Raw genomic sequence first — 13,225 nt, 5'->3', positions numbered from 1 at the left:
CAGGTCGAGGCGGGAACAGGTCTTGCCCAGCGTCATCTCGGGCACCAGGGCCGGCTCGTCCCAGTCGGGCGAATCGATCCGCAGCACGTCGGCGCCGAACCCGGCCAGGAACCGGGTCGCAACCGGCCCGGCGAGCACCCGGGTCAGGTCGAGCACCCGCAGCCCTGCCAGCGGCCGCTCCGTCCGGGGCCGCCAGCGCGACGCGCACCGGTCGGATCCCGGCGCGAACGCCACCAGGGGCTCGGCCGAGACCGCCCGGCCCTGGGGATGAGAAGCCCATTCTTCCAGCCCACGCATCTCGGCCGCGCAGCCGCCCTCCGCCAGGATCGCCGCCTCCAGCTCCGTCTTGGCCCAGCCGGCGACGGCCCGCGCCATGCCGGCCCGGTCTGCCTGGGCGCCGAGCAGCCGCTCGGCCGCCGCCCGGTGATGCGGGGCATTGGTGTGGAGCCGGATCCAGCCATCGCGGGTCCGGTAGTCGCCGGCCACCGGATCCCAGGGCGCCGGCACAAGCCAGCCATCCGGCCGCAAGGAGGTCGCGAACCAGGCGGAAGCGAGCCGGCGGTCGACCGCGACCTCTCCGTCGAGGGCCGCAACCTCCGCGAGCGCCACGCCGGCGGTTGCGATCGAGGCCGCGGCAAGCTCGGTGACCCGGAACGCGGAGGGGAGGGCGCCGGTCCCGGTGATGCGCGGGATGGGCGAACGCTGCGAAGAGCCTGCGCCGGGAAGGCGGGTCTGCGCGGCCAATTCGTCGAAGAGATCCGGCATGGCGAGTCCCCGGGCTGCTGGCGACGCGCATGATCGCGCATCCGCGGCCGGGTAGGCTAGGGTGCCGGCCGCGCTATAAGGGTGCCATGTCCGAGGCCGAAACCCCGCCGCTCCTGTCCGTCGAGGGCCTGTCCGTCGCCTTCCGCTCCCGCGAAGGCGAGACGGCGGCGGTCGATTCGATCGGCTTCACCATCCGCCGGGGCGAGACCGTCGCGCTGGTCGGCGAATCGGGCTCCGGCAAATCGGTGACCGCCCTGGCGATCCTGCGGCTGCTCGATGGCGCGGCGCGCCAGAGCGGGACAATCCTGTTCAAGGGCCAGGACTTGTCCAGCCTGCCGGAGCGCCAGATGCGCGACGTGCGCGGCGCCGACATCACCATGGTGTTCCAGGAGCCGATGACCTCACTCAACCCGCTCCACACGATCGAGCGGCAGATCGGCGAGGTGCTGGGGCTCCATCGCGGCCTCACCGGCAAGGCCGCGCGGGCGCGGATTCTCGAGCTTCTGGAACTGGTTGGCCTGCGCGACGCCGAGCGCCGCATGGGCGCCTACCCGCACGAGCTCTCCGGCGGCCAGCGCCAGCGGGTGATGATCGCCATGGCGCTCGCCTGCGAACCGGACCTGCTGGTGGCCGACGAGCCGACCACCGCCCTCGATGTGACGGTGCAGGCGCAGATCCTGGCGCTGCTCGCCGACCTGCAGAAGCGCCTCGGCATGGCGCTGCTGTTCATCACCCACGATCTCGGCATCGTCGAGCGCATCGCCGACCGGGTCTGCGTGATGCTCAAGGGCAAGATCGTCGAGACCGGCGAGACCAGGTCGGTCTTCGCCAACCCCCAGCACGAGTACACCCGCCGCCTCATCGCCTCGGAGCCGAAGGGCCGGGCCAACCCGGTCCCGGCCGACGCGCCGCCCCTGGTCGAGGCCGGCCCGCTCAAGGTCTGGTTCCCGCTGAAGTCGGGGGCGTTCCGGCGCGTCACCGGCCACGTCAAGGCGGTGGACGGGGTATCGCTCACGGTTCGGGCCGGAGAGACCGTTGGCGTCGTTGGCGAGTCCGGGTCGGGCAAGACCACGCTCGGCCTCGCCCTGCTGCGGCTCACCGGCTCGGAGGGACCGATCGTGTTCCTCGGCCAAGCCATCGACGGCTTCACCGTCAGGCAGATGCGCCCCTTGCGCCGGGATATGCAGGTGGTCTTCCAGGACCCCTACGGCTCGCTCTCGCCGCGCATGTCGGTGGCCGACATCGTGGCCGAGGGCCTGATCGTGCAGGGCGCGGCGCGCTCCCGGGCCGAGCGCCGGGCGGTGGTCGCCAAGGCGCTCACCGATGTCGGGCTCGACCCGGCCGCCATGGACCGCTACCCGCATGAATTCTCGGGCGGCCAGCGCCAGCGCATCGCCATCGCCAGGGCCATGGTGCTCAATCCCCGCTTCGTCGTGCTCGACGAGCCGACCTCGGCGCTGGACCGCTCGGTGCAGGCGCAGATCGTAACGCTGCTGCGCGACCTGCAGCGCGAGCGCGGCCTGGCCTACCTGTTCATCAGCCACGACCTGAAGGTGGTCCGGGCGCTCGCGAACTACGTGGTGGTGATGCAGAACGGTCAGGTGGTCGAGGAAGGCCCCGCCGAGACGATCTTCGCCGATCCGCAGACGCCCTATACGCGAGCGCTGTTCAAGGCGGCCTTCGCCCTCGACAGCGATGTCGCCACCGAGCTGGAGCCCGCCTGACGTGGCCCGCGCCCTCCTCATCGTCCTCGATTCCGTCGGCATCGGCGGCGCTCCGGATGCCGCCACCTACGGCGATGCCGGCTCCGATACGCTCGGGCACATTGCCGAGGCCTGCGCGGCCGGACGCGGCGACCGGGCGGGCCTGCGCGCCGGCCCGCTGCGCCTGCCTCATCTCGCCGCGCTCGGCCTCGGCCTCGCCGCCGCCGGGGCCTCCGGCCGCATCCCGCCGAACCTCGCGCCTCAGGGGGATCCGCGCGGCGCCTACGGGCATGCCGTCGAGACGGCCGCCGGCAAGGATACGCCCTCCGGCCATTGGGAGATCACCGGCCTGCCGCTGCCCGAGCCCTGGGGCCATTTCCCGGACACGCGGCCGGCCTTCCCGCCCGCGCTGGTCGAGGCGCTGATCGCCGAGGGCGGCCTGCCCGGCATCCTGGGGGACCGGCACGCGCCGGGCGTCGCCATCATCGACGCGCTCGGGGCGGAGCACGTCCGGACCGGCAAACCGATCTGCTACACCTCGGCCGACAGCGTCTTCCAGATCGCCGCCCACGAGGAGACGTTCGGGCTGGAGCGGCTCTACGCGCTGTGCCGCGTGGCGCGCCGCCTGTGCGATCCCTACCGCATCTGCCGGGTCATCGCCCGGCCGTTCGTGGGCTCGGCGGAGGCGGGCTTCCGCCGCACCGGCAACCGCAAGGATTTTGCCGTGGCGCCCCCCGGCCGCACGCTCCTCGACCGGGCCGAAGCCGAGGGCCGGGCTGTGGTCAGCGTCGGCAAGATCGGCGACATCTTTGCCCACCGCGCCACCGGCCGCGAGATCAAGCCCGGCGCCAACGCGGCCTGCCTGCAGGCCGGGCTCGACGCCCTGACCGACCTGCCCGAGGGCGGCCTGATCTTCGTCAACCTGGTGGATTTCGACACGGAGCACGGCCATCGCCGGGATGTGCCGGGCTACGCCGCGGAGCTGGAGGCGTTCGACGCCCGTGTGCCCGAGATCCTGGCGGCGCTCCAGCCCGGCGACCTCGCAGTGATCACCGCCGATCACGGCAACGATCCGACCTGGACGGGGACCGATCATACCCGCGAGCAGGTGCCGGTCCTGGCCTTCGGCCCCGGAATCGCCCCTCGTTCGATCGGCCGGCGCGACACGTTCGCCGATATCGGCGCCACCCTGGCGGCCCATCTCGGGCTGTCCTGGGACGGCGCCGGCCGCGTCTTCCTGTAGGGAGCTGCACCATGCGCAACGACGACGACAGGCCCCGCAAGGCCGTGGCCCACGAGATCGGGCAGCCGCTCGATACGCTCTCGCTCTCCGACCTCGACGCGCGCATTGCGCTGCTGCAGGCGGAGATCGCCCGGATCGAGGCGGCGCGGGCGGCCAAGCAAGCGGCGCAGGGCGCGGCCGACGCCGTCTTCAAGCGGGGCTGACGCTTTTGGGCCGAACCGAAACCCTCGCGGCCCTCCGGCGCGGCGACCTGGCGGGCACGCGGGAGCTGCGGCTGCCCGACGGGCTCTCGGAATTTCCCCGCGAGATCTTCGGCCTCGCCGACACCCTGGAGGTGCTGGATCTGGGCCGGGGCAGTCTGACCGACCTGCCGGACGATCTCGGACGGCTGAGCCGCCTGCGCGTGCTGTTCTGTTCCGGCAACCCATTCGAGCGCCTGCCGCCGGTGCTGGGCGCGTGCCCGACGCTGAGCCAGCTCGGCTTCCGGGGCTGCGGCATCCGGGAGGTTCCGGCGGAGGCATTGCCGCGCGATCTGCGCTGGCTCACCCTCACCGACAACCGGATCGAGACCCTGCCCGACGCCCTCGGGGCGCGCCCGCTTCTGCAGAAGCTGATGCTGTCAGGCAACCGGATCGCGCGCCTGCCCGAAGGCCTCGCGGGTGCGGACAACCTCGAACTGATCCGCCTGTCCTGCAACCGGCTCGACGCTCTCCCGCCCTGGCTGGCGCGCCTGCCGCGCCTGGCCTGGATCTCCTACGCGGGCAATCCCGCCGAGCCGGCGACGGAGCCCACCGTCTCGACATCCGTGCCGTGGTCGGCGCTGGAGGTCGGCGACCTGCTCGGGGAGGGGGCCTCGGGCCGGGTCCATCGGGCGGTCTGGCACGCAGCTTCGGGCATGCAGGCGGTGGCACTCAAGCTGTTCAAGGGCGCGATGACCAGCGACGGTCTGCCGGAGCGCGAGATGGAGGCCTGCCTCGCCGCCGGCACCCATCCCGCCCTCACCGGCTCTCTCGGCCGGCTCGTCGACCATCCCGACGGCGCCCAGGGGCTGCTGCTACGGCTGCTGCCGGCGCAGTGGCGCGTGCTGGCCGGTCCGCCGAGCCTGGCGAGCTGCAGCCGCGACGTCTACGATCCGACCCTGCGGCTCAGCCTGGACAAGGCTCTGCGGATCGCTCGCGCCGTCGCCGAAGCCGTGGCCCACTTGCACGGGCGCGGCCTGATCCACGGCGACGTCTATGCCCACAACACCTTGTGGGATGCCGAGACCGGTGCAGCCGTGCTCAGCGATTTCGGCGCCGCCTCGGCACTGCCCAGGGGTGCGGTCGGCGCGGCGCTGGCGCGGGTCGAGGTGCGGGCGGTTGGCATCCTGCTGGGCGAGGTGCTGGATTGCTGCGACGCGGCGCCGGACGGGCTGCGGGTTTTGGTCGAAGCTTGTCTACAGGCCGAGCCCGAGAGGCGACCGGACTTGGGGGAGGTGGTAGCTGGAATCGGACGGATGTGAGATCACGCGGCAGAGCGATTTTTAACCTGAACAACACAAAGCAAACTGCCAGCTCCAAGCTGAGCCTATTTTAAGTTGATTTTATGACTCCAGCATCATGCTGCAGATCCCGGCAATCTTTTGCCTTTTTGTTCGAATTTTGACGACGGTCAATATATCCCCGTAGAGCGATTCTAATGAGCTTCGTTGAGCATACACTATTGGGACAGCGACTTCAGCAGCTGGATGGCCTACGAGGCGTCGCGGCCATCAGCGTCGTCGCCTTCCATATCTTGTCGGCTTTCAACCCAGAGCTGGTTGCAGAACAGGAACAAAGCACCGCCTGGATCGCGTGCACGCCCATCTCCGTCTTCTGGAACGGAACGTTCGCAGTTTCGATTTTCTTCGTGTTGAGCGGGTTCGTGGTGACCCATGCCACGCTGCGGAAATCCGATCCTCTCTCGATCGATGCGGGCATTCGGTATTTGCGGCTTGCCATCCCGGCAACGGTCAGCGCGCTCATAGGCTGGTTGCTGCTCAGCTTGTACCCGACCTCGGCCACGGAAGCGTCATCCCTTGTGATGAGTTCATGGCTCCGATGGACATATCAAGGCGTCATTCCAGGGCCGATTTCCGCTGTCCACGACGGCTTGCTAAATATCTTTCTGTCCGGAGGTTCGTTCTTCAACAATGCCCTCTGGACCATGCGGCCGGAATTGCTTGGCTCGTTCGCATGCTTCGCGGTTTGCCTTTTCAAAAAAGTGCATGTCAGGTTATGTTTGACCTTTACTTTTGCCGCAGTGGTCATCATTGCTGGAAAATACGAATATGAATGCTTTGCCCTGGGCATCGTGCTACGCGAAGCTTGGGTTTCAGACCGCGTCCCGACTGCGCTTCCCATTTCCGCACTGATCGTGGGACTGATCCTCGGCTCGCAGAGTATCGAGTCGATGAGGATGCTCGGTCTCGATTGGCTGCCGACCGCCTTCACACCTCGATTCCGCGGCGGGCTACTCTACCCGATTGCGGCTTTGCTCGTTGTCTACGGCTGCATGCGCTCACGACCGATTGCCTCCGCCCTTTCCGGTCGGACCGGAAAATTTCTCGGCGCGATCTCATTCCCTCTCTATCTCATTCACGTACCACTTATATGCACCGTCATTGCCGATCTTTATCTCATCTTACATAGCAAGCCGATCTTGTTTTACTTTGTGATTTTAATATTCATCGCAATCATGATCATTTCGGCTCATGCTATCGAAAGGTGGGGGGAGCGTCCTTTCTTGATTCTCCTGAATAGGCTGAGATCAGTTCTTCGAGCGAGGAGCGGATCTGAGGCTGTGATCCGCACTTCCGCTTAAAGCGCTCGCGGACGAAGTGGATACCGCTTCGGCCGCGATCGCTTCAGCGATCCAACGGCATCATACGCGGGCGAACCGGTTGTGCCTTCACGATGACGGTGTTGGTTTCGGCTTTGTCGGCAATGCAGTCGAGTATCTCGTCGAGATCGCCGATCGTGCGAACGTGGAGCCGCGCGAAGAAGCACTTTTCGCCCGTCACCTTATCGCATTTCACAACTTCAAGCAGGTCCTTGATCAGCTGCTGAACGACGTGGAGCTTCCCGGGCAGCGGACGAATGCGCACCAGAGCCTGGAGCGGATAGCCGAGCGCGACCGGATCGATGTCCAGGGTGAAGCCAATGGCGCGGCATCGCCGCAATCCTGCTGGCCGCCGCGGGATCGACCATCGGTTGGCGGATCGGAGCCGGCAAGGCCGCGGAAGGCGTGGCCTGAGCAGGACCGGCCGCCGCCTACCGGCCCGCCGGCCCCAGATCGATCGCCGGTAATTCGTTCGCCGGCAGCCCTCCCCCGGCCTGGGCCTGGGCGCCGCCGACGCCGCGGGCGCGGTTGGCCAGCGTCACGGTCAGGCGCTCGGCCGCTTCCGGCTGCATCGCCGAGAGCACTTCGGACATCTTGCGCGGGTTCATGGCCAGGACGATCGGCACCAGGACGTCGTGCCCCAGGCGGTCGAACACCCGGGCGGCATCCTTGGGCTTCATCGTCTCGTACATCGTGACGATGTTCTTGAGCCCCTGCTTCTCGGCCTCCTCCCGGGCCTTGGCGGCCGCGTCGACCTTCTCCTCGGCCTGCTTCAGGTCGCCGAGCCCGGTCTCGAGCTTGCGCTCGGCTTCGTTGAGCATCTTCTCGCGCAACTCCAGCTCGTCGTTCCTCTGGCGCAGCGCGTCGCGGCGGGCGCCGAGCTTTTCCAGCAACGCGCGCTCGGTCGGGGAGCCCGAGCCCGCCTTCGCCGGCTCGGGGGCGGGCGGCTCCGGTGGCTTCTCGGCCGGCGCCGCGGGCGACTCGTCCTTGGCCCCGACCGAGCCGGTGGTCACGGGATCGATCGGCTCGTAGCCGGTGCGGGCGCGGGCCACCGCCCGGCTGTACTCGGGCAGGGTGCCGGCCCCCGGCAGGCCGACCTGCACCAGGGTGAGCAGCTTGAGCACCAGCAGGCCCCCGGCCGCGATCGCCACGGCATCGATCAGGCGCAACCGCATCGTCCGCGCCGGCTTCAGGCGCGAGCGGCGCAGGGCCGTGGCGGGCCGCTGCGCCGCCGTCGACGTGGGCTTGGGCGCCGGCGGGATCTTCGGCGCCGGCGGGATCTTCGGGGCCGGTACGCCGGTCATGCGGCGCGCGCCCGAACACGGGCGAGGGCGCGCTCGCTCATCGCGAGGGCGGCCGCGGCGGCGGCGCCGAGGCGTTCGCCGTTCGGGCTTGCGGGCTCCGGCCGTTGCGCCGCGGGCGCCTCGGGGACCGGCCGCGGGGCGGGCGGCGGCTCGGACCGGACCGGCGCCGCGCGCATCTGCGCCACGATCGCGCCGATGCGCATCACCACGGTCTCACCGGCCTCAACCTGGGCAGCCAGCTCGGCCGCGCGGGCGGTGGCGGCGTCGATGCGCGTGGTCAGGGTGCGGTCGCCGTCGTCGATCGCCGAGCGCAGGCCCGCGATGGCGCGCTCGGCCGTGCCGGTGGCCACCATCAGGTCGCCGATGGTCTGGCGAAGCGCCGCCTCGTCGCCCTTGAGCTGGCTGATCCGGCGGGACAGACGCAGGCACGTGACGATCGTGGCCGCCAGGAGGACGGCGACCAGGATGTCGGCGGCGAGCGTGACGAAGAGACTCATGATTCAGACCTATCGCACGCTAAACGTCAGTGTGGCTGTTCATCGAGGCCTCGTAGGCCTGGATGGTCGTGCGCGAGCGGCGCAGCGGCCGGGTGACCTGGACAGCGATGTTGCCGTCGACCTGGCCGATCCGCCCCTGGGTCAGGGCCCAGTCGCCGCAGCGCACGGCGATCAGGTCTGAGGGCTTGGCGTCGAACATCAGGGTATCGCCGACCTTGAGGCGCATCACCTGCTTGAGCGGCAGCATCATCTCGTGGAGCACCGCCGCCATGGTGACGTCGGCCTGCCAGATCTCGGTGGCGAGGTGCCCCTCCCAGACATGGTCGCGGCCGAGCTTCTCGCCCATGAAGCTCTGGGTCAGCAGCTCCCGGATCGGCTCGATGGTCGCGTAGGGGAACAGGATCTGCAGCATGCCACCGCGCCCGTCGACGTCGAGGCGCAGGCTGATCAGGATCGCGGCGTTGCCGGGTCGGGTGATGGTGGCGAAGCGCGGGTTGGTCTCGATCCGGTCGATGCCGAAGGTCACCGGCGAGAGCGGCTGGAACGACTGCTCCAGGTCGCCCAGGATGATCTCCACGAGGCGGCGCACCAGCGTCATCTCGATCGACGTGAACGGCCGCCCGTCGAGGCGGCTCGACAAGCCGCCGCGCTTGCCCCCGAGCAAGAGGTCGAAGGTCGCGTAGGCGAGATTGGAATCGACCGTGACGAGGCCGGAATTCTCCCATTGCTCGGCGCGGAACACGCCCAGCAGGGTCGGCAGCGGGATCGCGTTGAGATAATCGCCGAACCGCACCGAGGTGATGTTGTCCAGCGTCACCTCGACGTTGTCCTGGAACAGGTTGCGCAGGGAGGTCGACAGCAACCGGATCATCCGGTCGAAGACGATCTCCAGCATCGGCAGGCGTTCGTACTGGACGACACCCGAATCGACGATGGCCTGAACGCCCCCGGCCCCTGAGGCCGAGAGCTCGCGCATGGAGAAGCCGAGGACGCCGTCGATCTCGTCCTGGTTGAGCACCCGGTCGTTGCCGGCGAGCTCGGGGAGGTTGTCGCTCTCCCCGTCCTCGATCATCGTCGCCCATTCGGCGGCGACGTCTCCGGCGTTGCGGGTGGTGCCCTGCTCGGCGAGGGCCGCGCCCCATTCCTCGGCGAGCGACGAGTCGCCGCCTTCGGCGCCCTGCTCCAGAAGGGCGGCCGACCAATCGTCTTCGGGAAGTTCGTCCTCGGGTTCCATCAGGCGCGTCCGCTCAAGGCCTGGCTCTCGGTGCCCATGGGGGGCATCGGGTCGATCACTGGACGATCACGTCCTTGAACAGCACCGCCTCGACCTTGGCGGGGTAGACGGCGACGTTGACGCGCCGCAGCAGTTCCTCGCGCAGCCGGTAGAGGCCGGCTGAGCCGGTGAGGTCGCTCACGCGCAGCTCGCGCATGTAGACCTGGAGGGTATCCTCGATGCGCGGCATCAGGGGCTTCACCTCCTCTTCCACCCCGGCATCCTTCAGCTCCAGGGCGAGACGCAGCTTGGCGTATTTGGCCTTCTCCTGCGGCATGTCGGGGCTGAGGTTGAGCAGCATCTCGCGCATCTCGACGAACACGATCGGCTTCTTGCCGTCGGGACCGGCACCCTTGGCAGCCTGACCGTGACCGCCACCATGGCCACCACCTCCGGCGGACTCCTGGCCCTGGGCGCTTCCGCCTCGGCCCATCATCAGGAAGGCGCCGCCGCCAGCGCCGACCGCCAGGACCGCGGCGGCCACGATGATCATGAGCTTCTTCTTGCCCTTGGGGGCGGCGTCGGCGCCGGCCTCGCCGTCTTCGGCGGCCTTCTTGGGCTTCTTGGCCATGGGAAATAATGCTCTTTCGCGGATATCCGCGCGCCGGGTACGCTCGGATATCGAAGCATTACGGTTAACGTGTCGTTAAGCGGGCAAATCCTGCCGGGCCAGGATTGCCGCCACGCAGCTCCGGCCTGCCGGCAGCGTTACCGATCCACCGCCTAACACATTACATTTGAACGCATATTCGACGCCTGCCCCGTTGGCACAGCGGATGCTGAATGGATCGTTGCCGCCACCGCGGCACGCGAGTGTCAGAGTCCACGATGCAGAATGCCCTCTTCGTCGGCGTGTCGAGCCAAATGGCGCTCCAGCGCGAGCTGGACGTGATCTCCAACAACATGGCGAACGTGTCGACCACCGGCTTCAAGGGCCGGAGCACGCGCTTCCAGGAATACCTCATGCCGGTGGCGAGCGCGGATTCCTTCGCGCGCCCCGATCGGCGGCTCTCCTACGTCATCGACCAGGGCACCACCATCGATCTGGGGCAGGGCCCGATCGAGCAGACCGGCAACCCGCTCAACGTCGCCGTCAAGGGCGCGGCGTTCATCGCGGTCCAGTCGCCTCAGGGCGAGCGCTACACCCGCAACGGCGCCTTCGAGATCGACCCGACGGGCGCGCTCGTCACCAGCGACGGCTACAAGGTCGCCGGCGATGGCGGGCCGATCACCATCAACCCGCAGGAGACCGGGCTCACGATCGGGCTCGACGGCACCGTGTCGACCAATCTCGGCATCCGCGGCAAGATCAAGCTCGTCACCTTCGCCAACCCGCAGCGGCTGACCAACGAGGGCGGCAACCTCTACGCCTCGCCGGAGCCCGCGCGCCCGGCCGGGATCGAGGGGCGCCTGGAATCCGGCGCCCTCGAGCGCTCGAACGTCCGCCCGGTCATCGAGATGACCCGGCTGATGGACGTCAACCGCTCCTACGCGATGGTGTCGAGCATGATCACCCGCCTCGACGACCTGCGGGGCACGGCGATCCGCCGCCTCGCCGACGTCGCGTAAGGGGGCCTGACCGATGCGCGCCCTCTACTCAGCCGCCACCGGCATGGCGGCCCAGGAACTCAACGTCCAGGTCATCTCCAACAACATCGCGAACCTGCGCACCACCGGCTACAAGCGCCAGCAGGTCCATTTCCAGGATCTGCTCTACCAGAACCTGCGGCGGGCCGGCTCCTCGACCTCGGAGCAGAACACCCAACTCCCCGCCGGCCTCGCGCTCGGTTCGGGCGTGAAGACCACCTCGACCGCCCGTGTCATGTCGCAGGGCACGCTGAGCTCGACCGAAAAGGATTACGACGTCGCGGTCCGGGGCGAGGGCTTCTTCCGGGTGACGCTGCCGGACGGCCGCACCGCCTATTCCCGGGACGGGTCCTTCGACCTGTCGGCCACGGGCCAGCTCGTGACCCGCGACGGCTACCTGCTCGATCCGGCGATCACCGTCCCGCAGACGGCGACCGCCGTGACGATCAGCGCCACCGGCGCCGTCCAGGCGACGCTCCCTGGCCAGACCGCGCCGCAGGCGCTCGGCCAGTTCCAGCTCTCGCGCTTCGTCAACAAGGTCGGCCTCGAATCGATCGGCGACAACCTGTTCATCGAGACGGCGGCCTCGGGGCCGGCGATCAGCGGCCTGCCGGGGGCGGAAGGGTTCGGTAACCTTCAGCAGAGCTACCTGGAAGAGGCGAACGTGAACGCGGTCACCGAGATCTCGTCGCTGATCGCCGCGCAGCGCGCCTACGAGATGAACTCGAAGGTCGTGACCGCCGCCGACCAGATGCTCTCCACCACCTCGCAGATGTTCCGCAGCTGACCGCGCGTCCTGCCATCACTCCAGGTCTCCGCTCATGTATGCCGGTTTCCAGACCCACGGCGCCCGCGCCGACCTGCCCCTCGTCAGCACGGCTGCGGACGAGAGCAACCTCAGCCCCCTCGTCCGCCGGGGCCGCCCGCGGGTGGCGCCGCCCGGCGCCGCGGTGTTGCTGCGCGCGGCGCTGGCTTTCATGACCTTCGCGGCCATCGGCGCCCTGGCGATCCCCGCCATGGCCGAGCCCGGCCCGCAGCAGGGCGAGACTCAAAAGATGCAGCCCCGGCTGCGCGGCGACGTGACGGCGCGGGGCGACATCCTGGTCCTGGCAGACCTCGTCGAGGGCGCGCCGGACAGGCTGGCCGCGCGGCCGCTGTTCCGTGCGCCCGCTTTGGGCGCCACCGGCACGATCCAGACCCGGCGCATCGTCGAGGCCGCGGCCGCGCTCGGCATCGCCGGCCTGGAGACCGGGGGGAGGATGCAGATCGCCGTGCAGCGCGCGGCCCGGCGCCTGGGGCCGCCGGAGCTCGAAGCGGCGCTCAAGCGCGGCCTGGAATCGGGCTACGGCCTCGATCCGCGCAGCGTCGCGGTGCGCTTCGACGGCGACGGCCCGACCTTGCTGGCGCCGGTGGACCTCGCCGGCCAGGCTGCGGCCCTCGACTTGACCTACGATCCGCGCTCGCGCCGGGTCTCGGGCCTCGTCAGCCTCGGTGAGCGCCAGGCCTCGCTGCGGGTCTCCGGCGTCGTGATCGAGCTGCGCGAGGTGGCGGTGCTGACCCGGGCGCTCAACCGGGGCGATCCGGTGCGGGAGGGCGACCTCGTCGTGGAGCGCCGCCCCCGCGAGGCCGTCGCGAGCGATGCGCAGGCCGGGGCCGCCACGGTCCTGGGCGAAGTCGCCCAGCACGCGCTGCCGGCCGGAACGGTGCTGCGGGTCTCGGACACCGCCCTGCCCGAACTGGTGGCCCGGGGCGAGAGCGTGACCATCGTGTACGAGACCGCCAGCGTCAGCCTGTCGATGCGCGGCCTCGCCAACGAGGCCGGCCGGATGGGCGCCGTCGTCAACGTCGTGAACGTCGCCTCGAAGAAGGTGCTCCAGGCCACCGTGATCGGCCCCGGCCGCGTCTCGGTCGGCCCCGGCCCGGTCGCCCAGCAGGCCGCCGCGGCCCCGCAAGTCCAGGCGACGGCGTCCCTGCGCTGATCGCCCACCCGATGC

General features: G+C 69.4%; 14 protein-coding genes. 8 read left to right on the top strand and 6 right to left on the bottom strand.

All coding sequences use genetic code 11. The annotated features are described in order from the left end of the window. Window positions 1–765 (bottom strand): CoA transferase (locus tag AKJ13_RS21695; protein WP_200905679.1); only part of this gene is annotated, 765 nt, incomplete at its 3' end. Window positions 766–851: 86 nt separating this feature from the next. On the opposite strand from AKJ13_RS21695, the gene AKJ13_RS21690 reads away from it, so the two are divergent. The 5 genes from AKJ13_RS21690 (at window position 852) to AKJ13_RS21670 (ending at window position 6,552) form a co-directional block, all read left to right on the top strand. Next, on the top strand, window positions 852–2,489 hold the full coding sequence (locus AKJ13_RS21690) for an ABC transporter ATP-binding protein (protein WP_050735227.1): 1,638 nt from the start codon (window positions 852–854) through the stop codon (window positions 2,487–2,489). Window position 2,490: 1 nt separating this feature from the next. Then, on the top strand, window positions 2,491–3,711 hold the full coding sequence (locus tag AKJ13_RS21685) for a phosphopentomutase (protein WP_050735226.1): 1,221 nt from the start codon (window positions 2,491–2,493) through the stop codon (window positions 3,709–3,711). 11 nt (window positions 3,712–3,722) lie between these two features. Then, window positions 3,723–3,914, top strand: a complete 192-nt coding sequence (locus AKJ13_RS21680) for a DUF1192 domain-containing protein (protein WP_050735225.1) — start codon at window positions 3,723–3,725, stop codon at window positions 3,912–3,914. A gap of 5 nt (window positions 3,915–3,919) precedes the next feature. Further along, entirely contained in the window at window positions 3,920–5,212 is a 1,293-nt protein-coding gene (locus AKJ13_RS21675) for a leucine-rich repeat-containing protein kinase family protein (protein ID WP_050735224.1), read from the top strand. A 176-nt stretch (window positions 5,213–5,388) separates the two neighbouring features. Beyond that, the gene (locus AKJ13_RS21670; RefSeq protein ID WP_050735223.1) at window positions 5,389–6,552 is read left to right on the top strand and encodes an acyltransferase; all 1,164 of its coding nucleotides are present in this window, start codon (window positions 5,389–5,391) and stop codon (window positions 6,550–6,552) included. 43 nt (window positions 6,553–6,595) lie between these two features. On the opposite strand, the gene AKJ13_RS21665 is transcribed toward AKJ13_RS21670, so the two are convergent. From AKJ13_RS21665 to fliL, 5 genes are all read right to left on the bottom strand, one after another. Beyond that, window positions 6,596–6,910, bottom strand: coding sequence for an Lrp/AsnC family transcriptional regulator (locus AKJ13_RS21665; RefSeq protein ID WP_348270960.1), 315 nt, complete (start codon window positions 6,908–6,910; stop codon window positions 6,596–6,598). Between the two features lie 91 nt (window positions 6,911–7,001). Continuing rightward, window positions 7,002–7,874: a hypothetical protein gene (locus AKJ13_RS21660; RefSeq protein ID WP_200905678.1), complete on the bottom strand. Its 873-nt coding sequence runs from the start codon at window positions 7,872–7,874 to the stop codon at window positions 7,002–7,004. Continuing rightward, window positions 7,871–8,371, bottom strand: coding sequence for a DUF6468 domain-containing protein (locus AKJ13_RS21655; protein ID WP_050735222.1), 501 nt, complete (start codon window positions 8,369–8,371; stop codon window positions 7,871–7,873). The genes AKJ13_RS21660 and AKJ13_RS21655 overlap by 4 nt, the downstream gene beginning before the upstream one ends. Window positions 8,372–8,390: 19 nt before the next feature. Then, window positions 8,391–9,608, bottom strand: a complete 1,218-nt coding sequence (gene fliM, locus AKJ13_RS21650; RefSeq protein ID WP_144426330.1) for a flagellar motor switch protein FliM — start codon at window positions 9,606–9,608, stop codon at window positions 8,391–8,393. Between the two features lie 52 nt (window positions 9,609–9,660). After that, on the bottom strand, window positions 9,661–10,215 hold the full coding sequence (gene fliL / locus AKJ13_RS21645; protein WP_050735220.1) for a flagellar basal body-associated protein FliL: 555 nt from the start codon (window positions 10,213–10,215) through the stop codon (window positions 9,661–9,663). Between the two features lie 257 nt (window positions 10,216–10,472). Here fliL and flgF point away from each other — a divergent pair, with 257 nt between their 5' ends. Genes flgF through flgA form a run of 3 tightly spaced genes read left to right on the top strand, consistent with a single transcriptional unit; the run spans window position 10,473 to window position 13,210 of the window. After that, entirely contained in the window at window positions 10,473–11,213 is a 741-nt protein-coding gene (gene flgF, locus AKJ13_RS21640) for a flagellar basal-body rod protein FlgF (protein WP_007564700.1), read from the top strand. Window positions 11,214–11,226: 13 nt separating this feature from the next. Next, window positions 11,227–12,018, top strand: a complete 792-nt coding sequence (flgG, locus tag AKJ13_RS21635) for a flagellar basal-body rod protein FlgG (RefSeq protein WP_007564701.1) — start codon at window positions 11,227–11,229, stop codon at window positions 12,016–12,018. A 34-nt stretch (window positions 12,019–12,052) separates the two neighbouring features. Further along, complete coding sequence (gene flgA / locus AKJ13_RS21630; RefSeq protein ID WP_050735219.1) at window positions 12,053–13,210, top strand: flagellar basal body P-ring formation chaperone FlgA; 1,158 nt, start codon at window positions 12,053–12,055, stop codon at window positions 13,208–13,210. The last annotated feature ends 15 nt before the right edge of the window (window positions 13,211–13,225 follow it).

The sequence above is a fragment of the Methylobacterium sp. ARG-1 genome, from assembly GCF_001262595.1.
GTDB lineage: Bacteria > Pseudomonadota > Alphaproteobacteria > Rhizobiales > Beijerinckiaceae > Methylobacterium > Methylobacterium brachiatum.
This window is presented reverse-complemented; position numbering and strand designations above follow the sequence as displayed.